Source organism: Tabrizicola sp. (assembly GCF_034366665.1).
GTDB lineage: Bacteria > Pseudomonadota > Alphaproteobacteria > Rhodobacterales > Rhodobacteraceae > Tabrizicola.
This window is the reverse complement of sequence record NZ_JAXMMF010000101.1, coordinates 17207-34905: the sequence shown is the minus strand read 5'-3', so window position 1 is coordinate 34905 and position 17699 is coordinate 17207. Positions and strand designations below refer to the sequence as shown.

The window sequence follows — 17699 nt, the reverse complement described above, 5'->3', positions numbered from 1 at the left end:
GGGAAGACGTAAGGTCTGCCCGTGCGCCCGTTTCAGCCGGCCGTGTCGATCCCGACCAGATGCCCCTCGCCGATATCCCGCAAGAGGACCCGTCTGGGCTCTTGGCCTGGGGGATGCAGCGGGCTGGGGATGTCGGACGCGGCCCGCGGATGTGCTGTCCGTTTCTGCTTGGGGTCGGGGACTGGAACCGCAGCGATCAGGCGCTGCGTATAGGAGTGCTGGGGGTTGCCGAATATCTGCGCCCTGGTTCCCATCTCGACAATCTGGCCCAGGTACATGACCGCGACGCGGTCCGAGATGTTGTCGACCACCGCCATGTCGTGGCTGATGAACAGGTAGGACATCCCGAACTCGGCCTGCAACGCCCGCAAAAGCTCCAGCACGCGGGCCTGAACGCTGACGTCCAGCGCAGAGACGCTTTCGTCGGCGATGATCAGGTCCGGCTGCAAGGCCAGCGCCCGGGCAATGCAGATGCGCTGGCGCTGACCACCCGAAAATTCGTGGGGATAGCGGTCAAGGTGGCTTGCCTCCAGCCCGACGCGGGCCATGAGGTCCGCCGCCTTCGCCCGCTGGCTGGCCGCGTCGCCAATCCCGTGGATCGCAAGTGGCTCGGCAATCAGCTCGCCCACCCTCATCCGGGGGTTCAGCGCGGCCATCGGGTCCTGAAACACCATCTGCACGCGGCGACGCATGGCTTTCAGCCCGTTGGCGTCCAGCCCTTCCATCGCCTGCCCGCCGATCTCGATCCGGCCCTGGTGCGGGGCAAGGCCGACAAGTGCCTTGGCGATGGTGGACTTGCCACAGCCGGATTCGCCCACCAGAGCCAAGGTCTCACCCTTCAGGATGTCGAAGCTGACATGCTCGACCGCGTGGACATTCTGCTGGACGCGCCCCAGAAGGCCGCCGCGCAAGGGGTAGCGGACAACGACGTCCGTCAGCCGGGCGATGGGATCGCCCACGACAGGCGGGCGGACCGCCCCCCGCCCCATGCGCGGCACTGCCGCCAGTAGCGCGCGGGTGTAGTCGGCCTGGGGGCGGTCAAAGAGGTCGAGGGTCGGCGCGGTTTCAACCTGACGGCCCTGGCGCATCACGATCACCCGGTCGGCCATTTCGGCGACGACACCCATATCATGGGTGATGAGGATGATCGCCGTGCCAAGGTCGCGTTGCAGGTCGCGCAAAAGGTCCAGCACCTCGCGCTGCACTGTCACGTCCAGCGCGGTCGTCGGCTCGTCGGCGATCAGCACCTCGGGCCGCAGCGCGAGGGCCATCGCGATCATCACCCGCTGGCGCATTCCGCCGGAAAGTTCATGCGGATACTGGCCCATCCGACGCTCGGGTTCCGACAGCCGCACGGCGCGCAGGGATTCGACGGCACGCTTCCGGGCCTCGGCCCGGCTGACGGGCTCATGGGCGCGGATCGCCTCGGCAAGCTGCGCACCCACGGTCATCACCGGGTTTAGGCTGGTCATCGGCTCCTGGAAGATCATCGCGATCCGGTCGCCCCGCACCGCCCGCAACGCAGCCTCCGGCATCCCCGTAAGCTCTTGCCCCGCAAGAAGCACCCGCCCCCCCGTCACCCGCACGGCCGGCGGCGGCAGCAGCCCCATGATCGCGAGCGACGTGATCGACTTCCCCGACCCGCTTTCCCCGGCGATGGCCAGCGTCTCTCCCTTCGCCAAGTCGAAGGACAGGTCCTGCACCAGCGGTTTCAACCCGCCTTCGGTGCGGACCGAGACGCACAGCCCCTCGACCCGCAACACGGGCGCCGGGGCCGTCACAGCCCCGGAGGTTGGCATGGCCGCCGCAAGGGTCATTCGAAGACGACCCGGGGGAAGTAGAAGCTGACGACCCAGTTCGGCATGTCGACGACCTCGGAAATCCGAAGATCGCCGCAGACCGAACAGAGCATGTAGGCGTCCACCGCCGAGAGGCCCTGCTGCGCCTGCAGAAGGTCGATCATCCCCGAAACGGCATCCTTGGCCGCCGTCATCAGGTCCGGCCCGATCCCCGTCGTCGCCTCATAGCCCTTGGCGTCAAGGTGCCGCGTCACCGGGCCGGGAGTGGTAAAGCGCGGCGTCTTCAAGGGTTGGTTCTTCACCAGGTCCAGCGTCAGCACCACGTTCATCGGAGACTCGATGGCCGTCCCGCAGACCTCGCCATCGCCCTGCGCGGCATGAGTATCGCCCACACTGAACAAGGCCCCCTCCACCTCCACCGGCAGATAGAGCGTCACGCCCGAGGTCAGGTCCCGGATGTCGAGATTGCCGCCGACCCTGCGCGGGGGAACGACGGAATGGTGGCCAGTTTCCGCAGGTGCATTGCCGATGGTCCCCGAGAAGGGTTTCAACGGCACGCGGGCGGACTTGCCCCACAAAGCAGGCTCCATGCTGGCCGGGTCATAGGACCACAGGCACAGGGCCGGGTCCTTGAACTGGTCGGCCAGCAGCCCGAAGCCCGGAATGTTTGCCGTCCAGCCGAAACCCTTGCCGTCGAACACCTTCGGCGCGAACCCCTCCAGCGTCACCTTCAGCACGTCACCCGGCTTGGCCCCGTCGACATAGATCGGCCCCGACACCGGGTTGATCTTGCCGAAATCAAGGTCGACCACGCTTTGCAGCGTCGACGACGGGCCAAGCTGGCCCGCCGAGGAATCATGACAATGGAACTCGATGGTCGAGCCCGGAGCGACGCGCAGCGCAGGCGGCAGGGAGTTGTCCCAACCGAAGTGGTGCTGCGCGCCGTGGATCGTGTAGTCACAGGCCTTGCACATGGGTCACTTCACGAAGACGTAGTCGAAGTTGACCGTGGCGATCGGGTCGACATAAAGCGCAGGGTCCCCGCCCATCCGGTCGGACCGCATGGTGAAGCGCTGGTCGTTGAACAACGGTGCCCAGGGCGCGTCCTCCATCACCTTCATGTAGATGTCCGACCAGGCTTTCAGACGGTCAGCCGTTTTCGCCGGGTCCGACATGCTGTCGGCGGCCACGGCGGCGGCGTCGAGATCGGCGTTGCAATACTTCGCCCAGTTCCAGCCGCCCGGCTCGGCCCCTGCGCAGCCCAGGATCGGGCCGAAGAAGTTCGACGGATCGGGGAAGTCCGCGACCCAGGCCAGGCCGCCCGACCAGACCATCGGTGCGGTGCCCGCGCCACCCGCCTCGATCACGTTCGGGGCGGCAAGGGATTGCAGGTTCACGGTTATGCCGATGGCGGCAAGGTCCTGCTGGATCGCCTGGGCGATGCGAGGGTTCGGGTCGGTGTTCACCACGTAAAGGTCAGTCTCGAACCCGTCGGGGTAACCCGCGTCGGCCAGCAGTTTCTTCGCCCCTTCGACGTCATAGGGATAGCCCGCGTAGTCAGCGGTATAGCCCGGCATCGCAGGCGGCAGCGGCTGGGTCGCAGGGGCCGCGCGGTTGTTGATCACCTGGACGATGCGGTCCTTGTTGATCGCCATGTTCACCGCGCGCCGCACCTCGACCTTGTCGAAGGGGGCGGCGGTGACGTTCATCGTGATGTAGCCGGTGTGCAGCACGTTGCCCTGCGCCACCATGGCCTTCTGCGCCGGGTCGCCCATCACCTCGGTGAACTTCGCGGGCGGAATGCCGTCGCCGGGCACGTCGATCTCGCCGTTCTGCAGGCGCAGAAGCGCCACCACCGGCTCTTGCCCGAACTCGAAGGTCACGCCGTCCAGATAGGGCTCACCGGCGCGCCAGTAGTCGGGGTTGCGCTCGAACACCAGGCGCTGGCCAAGCGTCCATTCCGTCATCTTGAAGGCCCCGGTGCCGACCGGCAGCTTGCCAAAGTCGCCGCCCGCGGCATCGACCGCCTCTTTCGGCACGACGGACGAGAAGTTGATCGCCATGACGTGCAGGAAGGTGGCGTCGGGGCGCGACAGCTCGATCTTGACGGTCAGGGGATCAACCACCGTCACGCCTTCCAGGCTGGTGGCCGTGCCGCCGACCATCGCGTCATAGCCCTTGATCATGCTGAAAAAGCCCGACCCCGGCGACTGCGTGGCGGGCAGCGTGACGCGGTCCAGCGAGTATTTCACATCCTCGGCCGTCATCTCGCGGCCATTGTGGAACTTCACGCCGGGGCGCAGCTTGAAGACATAGGTCAGCCCGTCCTCCGAGATCTCGAAGCTTTCGGCCAGACCCAGACGCAGGTCGGTGGTGCCGGGGACATAGTCCATCAGCCCGTCGAACAGAGACCGGATCATCGACCAGTTCTGCCAGTCGTAGCCGATGGCCGGGTCCAGCGTGGCGACGTCGTCCTTGTAGGTCATCACCATCGTGCCGCCCTGCTTGGCGGCAGGGTCGGGGGTGTATTCCTCTGCGGCACCAGGCAGGGACAGGGCCAGCATGACGGCGGTCGAGGCGAGCAGTTTCTTCATTCTTTCTCTCCTGTTGGTTGTCAGCGAAGTTTAATTCTGGGGTCGATGAACGGGGCGATGATGTCGGCCAGAAGGTTGCCCAGCACGATGGCGATGGCCGAAACCAGCGTGACGCCCATGATGATCGGGATGTCGACGCGCTGGATCGCCTGCCAGGCCAGTTGCCCGATGCCGGGCCAGCCGAAGACGCTTTCCACCACGACGATCCCGCCCATGAAGATGCCGATGTCGATCCCGATCATCGCGATGACCGGCAGGATCGCATTGGGCAGCGCATGCCGCAGGACGATGCGCCCGCGGGTCAGCCCCTTGGCGCGGGCGGTGCGGATGTAGTCGGCGCGCAACACGTCGATCATGCTTGACCGCATCATGCGGGAATACCAGCCCGAGCCGAGGATACCGAGGGTGACGGCGGGCAGCACCAGATGCGCAAAGGTCCCGTAGCCACCGATCGGGAACCAGCCCAGCTTGACCGCGAAGACATACAGTAGCAGCAGGCTCACCACGAACTGCGGGGCCGAGACGGTGACGAAGGAGGTGATCATCAGCGTCTGGTCCACCGACCTGCCCCGCCAGACCGCCCCGACAATGCCCATCGTCAGGCCCAGCAAAAGCTCGCAGAAGATCGCCCCGGCCATCAGAAGCAGCGTCGCAGGCAGGCGCGACCAGATCAACTCGGCCACTTCGGTCTTCTGCAGGTAGCTGCGCCCCATGTCGCCCTGCACCAGCGCACCCAGGTAACGGGCGTATTGCACGACGAAGGGCTTATCGAGGCCCAGTTGCTGGCGGATATTCTCCACCGTTTCCGGCGTCGCCGACCTCCCGGCGATCTGCCGCACCGGGTCGGCCGGCAGGACGAACAGAAGGAAGAAGGTGATGAAGCTGACGCCCAAAAGGATCAGCGCAGATTGCACCAGACGGCGGATCAGGTAGGCGGCCATTCAGTCGCGCCCCCGCTGCGTCGGGTCCAGCACATCGCGCAGCGCGTCGCCCACCAGGTTGAACGCCAAAGCCAGCAGGATGATCGCGGCGCCGGGGATGAACACCAGCCAGGGGGCCGACTGGAAGTAGGTCTGGTTTTCAAAGATGATGTTGCCCCAGCTGGCCGTCGGGGGCTGCACGCCGATGCCCAGGAACGACAGCGTCGCCTCCAACAGGACCGTGGTCGAAATCCCCAGCGTGCCCCAGACGATGATCGTCGGCATCAGGTGCGGAAGGATGTGGCGGAAGAGGATGCGCGAGGTGCTTGCCCCCAAAGTCCGTTCCGCCGCGATGAAGTCGCGCGTGGCCAGCGACGAGGTCTCGGTATAGATCACCCGCGCGGTCTGCACCCAGTTCACCAGGGCGATGACCAGCGCCACGATCCACAGCGACGGCTGGAAGATCGCCGCCAGACAGATCGCCAGCAGAAGCGCCGGGAAGGCCATCATGAGGTCGGTGAAGCGCATCAGCACGCCGCCGATCCAGCCCCGGAAGAATCCCGCCGTGATCCCGACCAGTGTGCCGATGATCAGCGCAAGGCCGTTCGCCACGACCCCGATGATCAAGGAGGTCTGCGCTCCATACAGCAACCGGCTGAAGAGATCGCGGCCCAAGAGGTCGGTCCCCATCAGATAGGCCCCGCCCGGCGGCATCGGCGCGCCCTCGATGGTCAGCCCGTCGAACATCTGCTCGTTCGGATCATAGGGCGCGATCCAGGGCGCGAAGACCGCCCCGGCCACCACCAGCGCAATGATGACCAGGCCGACGACCGCCATCTTGCGCCGCAAAAGCCGCGCCAGCGCGCCCTGGGACGGCGCTTCAGCCGCGCTGAGATCGGTCATCCGGCCCCCCCTGCGCCGCGACGATCCGCGCCGCCGCGTCTTCGAAACTGATCCGCCAGGCCATCGCCATCTGCCGCAACTGCGCATAGGCCTCGGCCTCGGACTTGCCTCGCGCGGCCAGCAGCGTCACCGCCCGCACGACCGTCTGCCGTTCATCCAGCCGCCGGCGCAGGTCGGCAATCTCTGCCGACAGCGCCTTTTGCGCGTCGAAGGCATCCCGCGCGATCAGAAGCGCCGAATAGGCCCCGTTGTCGCCCACGGGCTTCAGAAGCTGCGCATGCGACCCCGCCTTCAGCGACCACTCGATCCGGCCCGGAGCCTCGGAGCCGATCAGCGCGATCATCGGGATCGGGGGCTGACCGGCCTCCCACGGGAACATCCCGTCATGACCCATGTCGGCGTCGAAGAAAATGTAATCCGCCGCCAGTGCCTCCGGTCCCAGTTCCGGCCAGGCCTGCGCCACCTGCAACCCGATCGCCGTCAACTGCCGGGTCAGCGCCTGCACCGTCGGGTGCGGCCGGTGCAGGATGATCGCCTGCGCCCCGCCCAGGTTCGGAATCCGGATCGGACGGCGCTTCATGACACCACCCGTAACGCGGGCATCGGAACCGATCGGCTGCGCGTAAGGTAGGGGTCGCCCGCCACCGCGTCCCAGCGCTTCAGCGGTTTGAACACCCCGCCCTCAACCCGCGCGATGATGACGGGCAACACCGTATGATGCGTCTCGGGATCGACGATGCCGCCCCGCCCGGCCAGTAGCTGCGACAGGGGCCAGTTCTCGGCCCCCTCGCGCCCGGCCAGAAGCCGCGCCAATTCCATCACCGCCGAAAACGCCGCCGCCTCGTGCGAAGACCCGAAGCTCCCCGCCCCAGGCCAGCCCGGCACGCCCCGGAAATAGGGCCCGGCCGCCACCAGCCCCTCGGCCGCCGTACCAAGGGCAGGAAGTTCGCATTCGGTCAGATTGCAGGACAGGACCGGGCAATTCCCGGGCAGGAACGCCGCATCTTCCTGCCCCAAAGCCCGGTAGGCCGCCATGAATTCATAAGACGACGGCCCGATCAGCGAGTTCAGGATGAAATCCGGCCGGGCAAAGCGCAGCTCTTCGATCATCCGGTCCACGTCGCGCGATCCGATGGGCAGGTAGCGTTCGCCCGTGACCTCGCCGCCCGCTGCGGTGATCCGCTCGCGGGCAAGACGGTTCATCTCCCAGCCCCAGATGTAGTTTGACCCGGTCAGGTAGGCCCGCCGCCCATGTGCGGGCATCACCCAGTCCAGCAACGGCAGAAGGTGCTGGTTCGGGCAGGCATGGGTGTAGACCACATGGTCCGACGCCTCGAACCCCTCGTACGGGACCGCATACCACAGCGTTCCACCGTATTTCTCGACGGTCGGGATCACTTCCTTGCGGCTCCACGAGGTGATGCATCCCACCACATGCCGCGCCCCGCTGCCCTGCAGGATTTCCTCGCAAAGTGGCGCGTAGGCGTCGATGTTGCCACCCGGGTCGCGCTCGACCGGGACGAAGCTCAGGTCGATGTCCGGGTCGCCGTTGATCCGGGCAATGGCCGCCAGGGCGCCCGACCGGCACGCCTCGGAGATCAGCGAATAGCTGCCCGAGCGCGACAAGAGGAGTCCCAGCTTGATCTGCCGTTTCAAGGCTTGCCCCAAACATAAAAGGCCCTGTCGCAGACGGATGAGTGTCTGCGCGCAAGGCCCGAGTGCCACATTGATGTTCTGCAAGTTCAGCGCAGACGATATGCGGGGCGTGACGGCGGTCAAGGCCTGATGCAGATTTTCTTCTGCCAAAGCCGAGCTTCTTGGGTGAAGTGCCCAAACAAAGGACAGCTAGCCATCGACCCATGCGTCGCCGATGCGGATCAGTCGACCAAAGGGCGGGGTCTCGACGCGGCCTGTCACGGCCCAGACCACCGGGAACCTTGGCGCGGCCGGGATGGGGGCGTCGAGATCGGTCAGCACGACCAGGATCGACGGCTGCAGGCGCGCGGTTTTCGCGAAAAGGTCAGTGAAGTCCGTGCCACCGCCAGTCCGCACCTCTGCAGGCTGCTGATTGCGCCAGGCGGCGGGGTCCAGCTGGCTGGAGGCATGGACCGCCTCGTCGAAGGCCAGAAGATGCACCTCGGCCCCCGTTCGGCGGGCGATGCCTGTGGCCTCGGCCCAGAACAGGCGCAGGGTCTGCGGGTCGATCGAGGATGAGGTGTCCAGCCCGACGACGATCCTTGGTCGCTGGCCCGACCGCCGCTGCCCCGGCTGAAAGACCGGGACGGGGCCGCCGGTCCGCTCGGCCTCGGCCAGACGCGCGATGAAGGGCCGGGACGGGCGGGTCCAGCTTGGTGTCGGACGCTCGACCACGGCCCGCGCCAGAAGTCCGCGCAGCACGATTTCCCAAGGCACCTGATCCGGCGCAAGGTCGGCCAGGATCGCGCCAAGCCGTCCGATGCCGGACCCCGCCTTCCGCCCCGCCTCCATCGCCCGCAGGATCTGGTTGCGCCAGTCGGCGGCCGATTGGGCGAGACCTGCGTCGTCGGGCGGGCCGGTCTTCAGATCGTCGTTGAAGCCGCGCGTTCGGGCCCAGTCCCTCAGGCGCTTCGCGCGCGTGGGATCACTGTGCAGCGCCATCGCCAGCCGGTCGGCATCCCACTGCTCCAGCGCGGCCACGGCACTGGGGGCGGGCATGCCCGCTTCAGCCAGAAGCTCGGTCAGGATGACCGAGGGGCGGGGGATCGCATGGCCCGCCAGGATCAGCGTTTCGTTGATGATCGCGTCGGCAGCCAGAGTGAACAGCGCCGGATCAAAGGCATCCCCCAGCCGTTCCGCCAGTCCTGCAGACCGCGCCGAATGCCGCAGCGCCACATGCAGGACGTGATGCGCCACAAGGCCGACCTGTTCGGGCATGCCCAGAAGGTCGAATCCCGGACCGTAGACGATGGTCTCGCCTTCTGTCGCTGTCGGCCCCGTTCCATCCCGGTGTCGGCACCAAAGCGCAAGGACGGCGAGTGCCGCATCTACCTCTCCCAGATGGGCGATGGCTTGCGCGGCGCGGGCCGAATGGCCTGTCACGGCAGGCCAAGGGCGCGGCGGTCGGCGGCATAGCCGGCATAGGCCTCGGACGCGGCGAAGGCGTCTTGCCAGCCCTGCGCCAGCGCCCGGCCGATCAGCAGCTCGAACCCGAAGCTGGCAAGTTCGCTGGTGGGCAGTCCAGCGCCGGACAGGCCCTTGTGCAGGCGCAGGTCGGCCAGGATCTCGATGCCGGCAGGCAGCGTGTCGCGGCTGACCATGCCGACCAGCCCGAAGACCATGGCCGTCAGCCCGTGCAGCGTTGCGGGGTAAAGGCCCGCGCGGTCGGCACGGGGCGTGGCGAGCATTTCATCGATGTGGACGGTCGCGGCAATCTCGTCGGCCAGCAGCGCGAATTCGGCGGCGGGGGCGCTGCCCACGGTGCCCGCGATCATCACCTGCCGGATCGCCCGGTCCGCGATCGTGTCCATGATCCGGCTCACACGGGTCCAGCTGCGCGGGGTGCAGGCAATCATCTGCCCGCGACGAAGGGCATCCTCGGTCGTCTCCAGAAGGTCGGGACGCGTGCGGATGAAGCTGGCGACAGCGGGGTGGATTCCCGCCGGAATCGCGTAATTCGCCAGCCAGTCCGTGGCATTCGCCTGCACGATCATGTGGATCAGCCGGTCGCTCAGCGCGGATCCCATGTCATAGGCGATGGCCCCGTCCTCGACCTGGTTGCCCGCGGCGACGATCATCACGCTGGGGGGCAGCAGGTGGCGCCCGACCCGTCTTTCTTGCAACAGGCCATAAACCGTGGGCTGCAGCGACGGTGCCGCTGCCGTCAGTTCATCCAGGAACAGGATGGCGGGGGCATCCGTGTCGGGCAGATCCTCGGGGCGATACCAGACCGTTTTCGAGGTGCTGTGGTCATAATAGGGCAGGCCGCGCAGGTCCTGCGGCTCGATCGTGGTCAGGCGCAGGTCGTAAAGCCGGGCGCCGATCCGGTCGGCCAGGGCCTGCACCAGCTCGGTCTTGCCCACCCCCGGACGGCCATGCAGCATCCAGGACGCGGTCATCCCCCCCGCCTGCTGCGCGGCCCAACCCGCCTCAAGCACCCGCAGCGCCTCGCCGGCAGAGACGGTGGTTGCGTTCACGCTCATCGCGCCGGTGCCCCCCGGTCAAGCAGCGCCGCCAACCGGGCGTGGGCCGACACGGCGCGTGCCTCCTGCGCGACCTCGCGGACATATCGCTTGTCGCGATGATTGGCGGCCAGAAGATCCCGCTCGGTGAACGCGTCATCGAAAAGGCCATCGGTCAGCAGGGCGCGATCCTCGGGGTCAAGCGAAAGGACGTGCGCGTCGGGCACATCGCTTTGGACCGAGACCAGCGTCAGGGGCGGAACCCGCGCCAGGTCGGACTGTTCGACGACAAGACGCAGCGCCCCCTCGCGCAGATCATGCCGGGCCGCGATCCGTCGCAGGCAACCGCGCGCCCGAAAGGCCAGGGTGTCAAGCCGGCGAGCGGCTTCATCGGGTTCGACCTGTGCTGCCCGGGCCCTCGGCGACAGACGCAAGACCTTAAGCTCGACCAGCACGACCAGGATCACCATCAGGGCCGGGGCCTGCATCACGGGCACCGCAAGGTCGCGCACCATGAGAGGAGGAAGCGCAAACGGCAACAGCGTCACCGAGAAGCGGATCAGCTGCATTTCCACCAGCAGCCGCGCCCAGACCCGGACACTTGCGGTCACCGGAACGACCAGAACCCGGCCGAGGAATTTCTTCGGCAGGCTGCGGGTCTCCAGCACGCCGGGGTTCCACAACGTCGCATTGGTAAGGATCAGCATCGCATCTCATCGCTTGTTGGCGTGACCTAGGACGGCGCGGAACATTTGCAAACGGCACAGCAGGTCGCCGGGGGTGCGACACTGGCTGCATCCGCTGCCCTTGTCCCATCGAAATGTCCGAAGCGCCATCCTGTCGGGCTGCCGTATCGTCCCCCGTTTGCCATCGTCGGACGGCATGGCAAGCATCCGGTGGGCTTTCCGGCCTTCAAGACGGAACCGGCTGCATCTATCTTGCGTCACTTGCAGCGATGGCCAACCCGTCCGCAACCGCCGTGAAAACTTCGCTGTAGACGTGCAACGCCTGCGGGAACTGGGTCTTCATGACCTGCGCGACCAGGGACATCAGGCTGGAGCCTCCGACATAGACCACTTTCTCGACGGAAGCGACATCCAGGCCTGCGATGCGCAGCGTCTCACGTGCGCCCACTGCCAGCGCGTCGGCATGGCGCGCCAGGCTTTCGGCCAGGGCATCGGCCGACAGGGGAATGGCCAGGCCGGGCTCTATCCGGTCCAGACGGATAGAGGCCCCTTCCGCCCCGCCATTGGCCGCGATCTTGCCCCGCTCGACGGCAAAGCTGAGGTCGTGCCCAAGTTCGTCCTCCAGCACCTTCGCCAGGCGGGCCAGCTTTTCCGGCTGATGGGCCAGCCGCACCATCTCGGCGGCCAGCCTGCGGTTTTGCGGCGTATAGAGGAACGCGATCTTTTCCCACGTCGCCAGATCGTTGAAGATGTGGTTCGGCGTGGGCGAGCTGCCGGACCCCAGCGCCTTGCGCAATTCGGTCCCCTTGCCCAGATGCGGCATCACCCAGTCGATGCTGACGGCGCGGTCGAAATCTGTCCCGCCGATGCGGACCCCGTGATTGGCCAGGATCGTCACCCCATCGCGACCCGAGCGGAACAGCGAGAAGTCCGAGGTTCCGCCGCCGACATCGACGATCAACCCGGTCACCCCCTTCTCTTCCAGCGCGCCACTGGCGATGGCGGCGGCCTGGGGTTCGGGCATGAACTCCACCTCGCCAAAGCCGGCCGCCAGGTAACAGGCGCGCAGATCCGCCTCGGCGGCAGCTTCGCGGGGGTCGCCCGCGCCATGAAAGACCACCGGTCGTCCTGACAGGACGCGGTCAAAGCTTACCCCGGCCTCGGCCTCGGCCTGCGCCTTCACCTGGGCCAGGAAGCGGGCGATGATGTCGACGAAGGTTACTCTCTCGTCCAGAAGCTGTCGGCGCTCGTGCATGATGGGGGTGCCCAGGATGCGCTTCAGCGCCCGCATGAAGCGACCCTGGGTGCCCTCAAGCAGCGCCTGATTGGCCGCTTCGCCGATCAGCATCCGGCGCGCGTCGAAGTCGAAGAAGAAGGTCGTCGGAATTGTGGTCTGGCCCGGCTCGAAAGAGACGAGGTGCGGCTGTCCATCCTGCAGGTAGCCCGCGGCGGTGTTCGACGTGCCGAAGTCGACCCCAAGCCCAAGTGCTGTTCGCGCCATGCTCATGTTCCTTGCGCCCTGCAGGGCTGGCGTCAGTAGGCGGCGCGCAGGGGGGTGTCAAGCTGGTGGTCGCAATATCTGCCGATCCTGGCGGCAGGCCGCGGTCGTCCAGAGCGACCGGCTTCAGGACCGCGCGCCGCTGCGCCCAGGGCACGATGCCCGGCAGCCCGGGACCGAAAGCCCGGGACCGAAAGCCCGTGGCAGAGGGTCGCTGCGACACAAAGAGTGCGGGCATTGCTGTCGCTGCCTGCTTCAGGGGCGACAATCGCCTCCGACCTCCGCGCCGATTGCAAGGCGGGCCAGAGCTGGCAGTGACGTGGCTCCGGTGCGCTGCATGATGGCGGCGCGGTGGCTTTCCACGGTGCGTTGACTGATGCCAAGATCGGCCGCGATGTTCTTGCTGGGATGACCCGCAAGCACCAGACCCAGGATTTGATGCTGCCTCTGGGTCAACCCATACCCAAGGTTGGGATAACCTGCCGCAAGACCTGCATCATTGGGGTCCGTCTGCGGGTTGGAGGTCGCGACCTCAGCCGAGGGCGCGGGGACTGTCGTCTTCATCACGGTCACCGGATCTTCTGCGCTGAAGGACAGCGTAGCATTCTGGACCTTGGGCAGTCCTGTCCCGTCACCCAGAAGACTGCGGCGCATGTCGGCAGAGGCGGCCCTCTCCTGGTCCAGGGCTTTCTTCAACATGGCATTTCGGGCCAAGAGGGCGGTTAAGGATGCCGCCAAAGCGGGTGCGGCGCCGGGAAGAAGCCGGGTTTTCCTTTGCAGTCCAGTGGGAGGTGCGACGTGACGACGTAAGCCCAAGCCGACCGAAACGGTCTGTCCGTCTGCCATGTCAGGCTCCTTCAGTCGGTGTGGCTGGCACAGGACGTGCCATATGAAGCCAGCCTACCGGGGAACCCGCATGCTGCACTGCCGCAGATCAGTGTCTTGCCATCGTCAACCTGAAGGGGGGAAGGGGTGGCACGTCAAAAGCGTCTTGAAAAGCGCGTCGGTCAGGGGGCAGGCACGCCATGACCCGACGCACCAGCAGGAAGTGCGAAACTGCGCCGCAGGCCCCTGAAAGCTTGCGGCGCATGGCCTGGATCAGTTGACCCGAATGTCGTTGGTGACCGTGGTCACGCCGGGGGCCGCCCAGGCGGTGGTGCCTGCCAGCGCGCGTTCGTCCCAGTAATCCACGGTTCCGGTCAGCGTCACTTTGCCGTCATAGGCGCTGACGTCGATCTTTTCCGGGCTGAACCAGGACCGGTTCAAGGCGACCATGATGTCCGACTTGATGTTGGCGGCATTGGCCTGCGGTTTGATGGCGATCTGGTTCGACACACCCGTGACGCCCCAAAGCGTGCGCACCGCTTCGGCGGCTGCGTCATGCTGGTAATGCCAGTGGACGTCCCCGGTCAGCGTGACCCAGCCGTTCGAGACGGCGACCTTGACCGCATCCTTCGGGATCGAGACGTTCCAGGTCAGCCGGTTCACGGCGGCATCGGCGATCTCGGCATCACCATGCTTGACGCTGAACGGGATCTTCACTTCGATCTCCTCGGCCACGGCCTTCACGTCCTTGACGCGCAGGGTCGCGGTTTCAGCCGCATGCTTTTCGGCATAGCTTTCGACCGAGCCCATCAGGGTGACGATCCCGTCCTTGGTGGTCACGCCGATCTGGGCGGCGTTGACGCTGGGTTCCCATTTCAGCTCGTCCAGAACGGCTTGCTTGAGGTGTTTGTCATCGGACATTGCTGTCTCCTTCGGGGATGATCGACGCAGGATTGCGTTGGGGGAAGGGTAGGCGCGCAGTTGGGCAAGGCGGCAGGGTCGGAAACGACCTAAGGGCTGAAACCTGCCTAGCCGGTCGTGCCGAAGACCCAGCCGACAAGGGCCGTCGCCAGCATGGCAAGGGCACCCCAAAGCGTGACCCGGGCCGCACCGCGCCAGATCGGTGCGCCGCCGATCCGTGCGCCGATGGCCCCAAGGGCAACAAGGGCGAGGATCGTCGCGATGGAGACGCCGACCAGCAGCCGAGCTTCCGGCAGAAGTCCCGCCACCGCCAGCGGCAAGGCCGCGCCCGAGGCGAAGGTCGCTGCCGACACCAGCCCCGCCTGGATCGGATTGGCGGCGGTTTCGGCGATGATGCCAAGCTCGTCCCGCTTGTGCGCGGCAAGCGCGTCACCCGCCATCATCTCTTGCGCGACCTGCAGGGCGAGCGCCTTTGACAGCCCCCGCCCCTGGTAGATCGCGGCCAGCTCGGCCAGTTCCCCGGCGGGGTCGGCCTTCAGCTCGGCGGTTTCCTTGGCGACGTCAGCGGCTTCGGTGTCGGCCTGACTGCTGACCGACACATACTCCCCCGCCGCCATCGACATCGCCCCGGCCACCAGACCAGCAAGGCCAGCCACCATGACCGGCCCCTTGTCGGACGAGGCGGAAGCCACGCCGACCATCAGGCTGGCCGTCGAAAGGATGCCGTCGTTCGCCCCAAGGACGGCCGCGCGCAACCACCCGATGCGCTGGATCAGGTGGGTCTCCTTGTGAACCAGAGGCATCGGTCAGCCGCCCGCCATAGAAATCATCACCTCGTTCCGACGCAGGAACCAGGGGGTCCAGGGCGGATTGTAGCGGGCAATCGAGACCGGACCGGCGGGATGCAGCCCCCGCACGCGCAGGATCGACAGCAGCTGTTCCCGGGTCTTTGCCACCTTCGCCTCGCCCGCAAGGCCGGAAAAGCGCAGGACGGCAAAGCGGGCGGGCACCATCGCGCGGATCTTGACGGCGGGGTCGTTCGGCACCGGCAGATCGGCCAGGCGATATTGACCGGGCATGGTAAAGCGCACCAGCCAGTCGGAATTTCCCGGGATCTGCGTCACCGGCGCAGTCACGGCGATCTTCTCGCCTGCCGCGGATTTGGTGACGGGTGCCGTCATCGCGTTCTTCTGGCGACGACTGTTGGCCCCGAAGATATACCCTGCGAGGAGCCGAAAGCCCTGGCGGCTCGCCTCCGCCTGAGTGCCCTTCACCGTGACCTCGGCTGCGATCGCGGCAACATGGTCGCGGATTTCAAGGGCCCCATCCTTCAGGGCAAGGCTGAACTTCGGTTCTTCGATGGTCATGTTGCAATCCTTTCGCGGGGAAGCCGCGCGCATCCTGGTCATGCCTGTTGGCCCGAAGGCAGCCTCGGAAACCACCTAGGCCGCCACCCATGCGTAGTTTCCGAGGCTGCCGTTGTGCGGCCAAGACGCCTAGGTCTTGGGGGCGCGCCTTCCCGGATCACCGGTCTTCGCGCCTTTCCCGGAAGGACGACCCATGCCGCAGGATGATCCCGCCACTGCCGCCGTCTCTGGCCTGTCCACCTTCGATCAGCGCGTGCTTGCGCGGGTCTTCCAGCATCCCCTGTCGCACAACCTGTCCTGGCGCGAGGCGCTTGGCCTGATCGCGACGCTCGGCTCGGTCAGCCATGCGCATGACGGCGACGTCGTCCTGCGGATCGGGCAGGTCGAAAGCCGGCTCAAGCCGGGGCGCGACAAGGATCTTTCCGCCGAGGCCCTGATGGCGCTGCGCCATGTCCTGACCCGCGCAGGGTGGGACAACACGATGGCGAATGTCGCTGACGACCCCGCGCCCAGGGACACGGTCGTTGTCATCGACCATGCCGGCGCGCGGGTCTTCTTTGCCACCACCTCCGACGATGCCACGCCGCAAGAGGTGCACCACCTGCTGCACGACACCGACCGCAGCCAGCATGATGCCGACCGGTCCGAGACCTACCCCGCCGATACCCGATTCTTCGAAGACAGTGCGGCCGCGCTTTCGGGCGCGGGGCGGATCGTGGTGATCGGCCACGGCAAGGGCCAAAGCAACGAGGCTGGGCACCTCATGGCCTACCTCGCCAAGCATCACCCCAGCGTTCACACCCGGGTTGTGGCCGACCTTGTCGCCGACCTGGCCCATTCGACCGTCCCGCAGCTTCTGTCCCTTGCCCGGCAGGCCCTGCAGCCCGGATTCGGGCGCAGCTTCAAGTTCTTCTGCAACCTGAAAGGTGCATCATGACCAAACCTCAAACCGTGCTGGAACGCGCGCGCCACGACGCGCAAGAGCTTCACAAGAAGATCAGCGCCAACATTTCAAAGGCGGAACACGCAACCTGGGCCGATGTGAAGACCGTCCAGGCCGAGATCAACGCGCTTGTCGCGCGGATGAAGACCCTGGCCGCGGATCAGTCCGATGACGCGAAAGCCGGGATCAAGGCGGCGATCACCAAGCTGGAAGCCGCTGGCAAGATCGTCGAAGACAAGGCCGTCGCCGCCAAGGACGGCGTCAAGCACGCCAATGCCGCGTTGCTGGACAGCGCGCACAAGGCCGCGCAATCGCTCAGCGCCGCTGTCGCCGCCGCCCGCACCAAGCTGGCCCACGCCACCCAGCCGAAGAAGGTGGTCGCACATCGCCGTTGTCTTTTCGTCTGACGCCAAGGCCCACCAGGCTTTGCGCCGCCTGTGGGCCCTGGACGAAGAAGGCGAGCTGACCGTTCACGGCGCGGCCGTGGTGCGGCGCGACGACATGGGCCATATCCAGGTGGCCAACCGCACCAGTGACCTGGGCATGCGGACGGCCATCGGCGTCGGCGTGGGGGCCCTTCTGGGCCTGATCGCGGGGCCGGTCGGCGTTGCGGCGGGCGTTGCAGGGGCGTCTGCCTTGTCGGTGGGCGCGGCAACGGGGGCCGGTGCACTGGCAGGCGCAGCCATCGGCGCCACGGCCGATGCAGTCAAGGAAACCCGGCGCGAGAATGCGGCGGATGAGGCCTTCTTCACGCTGAAGCAGGGTCAGTCCGCCATTGTGGCCGAGATTTCCGAAGACTGGACCTCGGTCCTGGACGAGGCGATGAAACCGCTGGGCGGCATCATCCACCGGCGTCTGAACGACGCGGCCACCAACGCGGCCTTCGGCGCAAACTACTGCAACTCTTACCTTTATCCCTACTACTACGAGCCGATGTACGGCTGACCGGCTGCTGTGGCCGAAGCCAACCACGGTGCCGGGATCATCCGGCACCGCCCCTGGCACCACCACCTTGCCTCTGCCCAGGGGCTGTGAAAGCCCGCGGCAAGGCGCAGTCCGTGACCCGACGGCGGAACCGGCAGGCTG

At 66.6% G+C, this 17699-nt stretch carries 18 protein-coding genes; 3 read left to right on the top strand and 15 right to left on the bottom strand.

Going from position 1 to position 17699, the window contains the following annotated elements; all coding sequences use genetic code 11:
- Positions 1-32 precede the first annotated feature (32 nt).
- From U1E69_RS13905 to U1E69_RS13835, 15 genes are all read right to left on the bottom strand, one after another.
- Positions 33-1817: an ABC transporter ATP-binding protein gene (locus U1E69_RS13905; RefSeq protein ID WP_322244972.1), complete on the bottom strand. Its 1785-nt coding sequence runs from the start codon at positions 1815-1817 to the stop codon at positions 33-35.
- The gene (locus U1E69_RS13900; RefSeq protein ID WP_322244971.1) at positions 1814-2773 is read right to left on the bottom strand and encodes an acetamidase/formamidase family protein; all 960 of its coding nucleotides are present in this window, start codon (positions 2771-2773) and stop codon (positions 1814-1816) included. Before U1E69_RS13900 ends, U1E69_RS13905 begins: the two co-directional genes overlap by 4 nt.
- A 3-nt stretch (positions 2774-2776) precedes the next feature.
- Positions 2777-4393, bottom strand: coding sequence for an ABC transporter substrate-binding protein (locus tag U1E69_RS13895; protein WP_322244970.1), 1617 nt, complete (start codon positions 4391-4393; stop codon positions 2777-2779).
- A 20-nt stretch (positions 4394-4413) separates the two neighbouring features.
- On the bottom strand, positions 4414-5334 hold the full coding sequence (locus U1E69_RS13890; protein WP_322244969.1) for an ABC transporter permease: 921 nt from the start codon (positions 5332-5334) through the stop codon (positions 4414-4416).
- Positions 5335-6216 (bottom strand): ABC transporter permease, encoded by an 882-nt coding sequence (locus tag U1E69_RS13885; protein WP_322244968.1) that lies wholly within the window; start codon positions 6214-6216, stop codon positions 5335-5337.
- Positions 6194-6796: an ANTAR domain-containing response regulator gene (locus tag U1E69_RS13880; RefSeq protein WP_322244967.1), complete on the bottom strand. Its 603-nt coding sequence runs from the start codon at positions 6794-6796 to the stop codon at positions 6194-6196. Before U1E69_RS13880 ends, U1E69_RS13885 begins: the two co-directional genes overlap by 23 nt.
- Entirely contained in the window at positions 6793-7872 is a 1080-nt protein-coding gene (locus tag U1E69_RS13875; protein ID WP_322244966.1) for a transporter substrate-binding protein, read from the bottom strand. Before U1E69_RS13875 ends, U1E69_RS13880 begins: the two co-directional genes overlap by 4 nt.
- A 189-nt stretch (positions 7873-8061) precedes the next feature.
- Positions 8062-9294 (bottom strand): DUF2201 family putative metallopeptidase, encoded by a 1233-nt coding sequence (locus U1E69_RS13870; RefSeq protein WP_322244965.1) that lies wholly within the window; start codon positions 9292-9294, stop codon positions 8062-8064.
- Complete coding sequence (locus U1E69_RS13865) at positions 9291-10394, bottom strand: AAA family ATPase (RefSeq protein WP_322244964.1); 1104 nt, start codon at positions 10392-10394, stop codon at positions 9291-9293. Before U1E69_RS13865 ends, U1E69_RS13870 begins: the two co-directional genes overlap by 4 nt.
- Positions 10391-11080, bottom strand: coding sequence for a hypothetical protein (locus U1E69_RS13860; RefSeq protein ID WP_322244963.1), 690 nt, complete (start codon positions 11078-11080; stop codon positions 10391-10393). Before U1E69_RS13860 ends, U1E69_RS13865 begins: the two co-directional genes overlap by 4 nt.
- A gap of 226 nt (positions 11081-11306) precedes the next feature.
- Complete coding sequence (locus tag U1E69_RS13855) at positions 11307-12560, bottom strand: Hsp70 family protein (RefSeq protein ID WP_322244962.1); 1254 nt, start codon at positions 12558-12560, stop codon at positions 11307-11309.
- A gap of 252 nt (positions 12561-12812) precedes the next feature.
- Positions 12813-13256: a response regulator transcription factor gene (locus tag U1E69_RS13850; protein ID WP_322244961.1), complete on the bottom strand. Its 444-nt coding sequence runs from the start codon at positions 13254-13256 to the stop codon at positions 12813-12815.
- Between the two features lie 399 nt (positions 13257-13655).
- Positions 13656-14303, bottom strand: a complete 648-nt coding sequence (locus U1E69_RS13845) for a BON domain-containing protein (protein ID WP_322244960.1) — start codon at positions 14301-14303, stop codon at positions 13656-13658.
- Between the two features lie 107 nt (positions 14304-14410).
- A complete protein-coding gene (locus U1E69_RS13840; RefSeq protein ID WP_322244959.1) occupies positions 14411-15106 on the bottom strand; it encodes a VIT family protein in 696 nt (231 codons plus the stop codon).
- A 3-nt stretch (positions 15107-15109) separates the two neighbouring features.
- Complete coding sequence (locus U1E69_RS13835) at positions 15110-15670, bottom strand: heme-binding protein (RefSeq protein ID WP_322244958.1); 561 nt, start codon at positions 15668-15670, stop codon at positions 15110-15112.
- A 193-nt stretch (positions 15671-15863) separates the two neighbouring features.
- Between U1E69_RS13835 and U1E69_RS13830 the strand changes: the two genes are divergently transcribed.
- From U1E69_RS13830 to U1E69_RS13820, 3 genes are read left to right on the top strand one after another with little or no spacing between them, the layout of a single operon-like run.
- Positions 15864-16607, top strand: a complete 744-nt coding sequence (locus tag U1E69_RS13830) for a hypothetical protein (RefSeq protein WP_322244957.1) — start codon at positions 15864-15866, stop codon at positions 16605-16607.
- Positions 16604-17020 (top strand): hypothetical protein, encoded by a 417-nt coding sequence (locus U1E69_RS13825; protein WP_322244956.1) that lies wholly within the window; start codon positions 16604-16606, stop codon positions 17018-17020. Before U1E69_RS13830 ends, U1E69_RS13825 begins: the two co-directional genes overlap by 4 nt.
- A 19-nt stretch (positions 17021-17039) precedes the next feature.
- Complete coding sequence (locus U1E69_RS13820) at positions 17040-17558, top strand: hypothetical protein (protein ID WP_322244955.1); 519 nt, start codon at positions 17040-17042, stop codon at positions 17556-17558.
- Positions 17559-17699 lie beyond the last annotated feature (141 nt).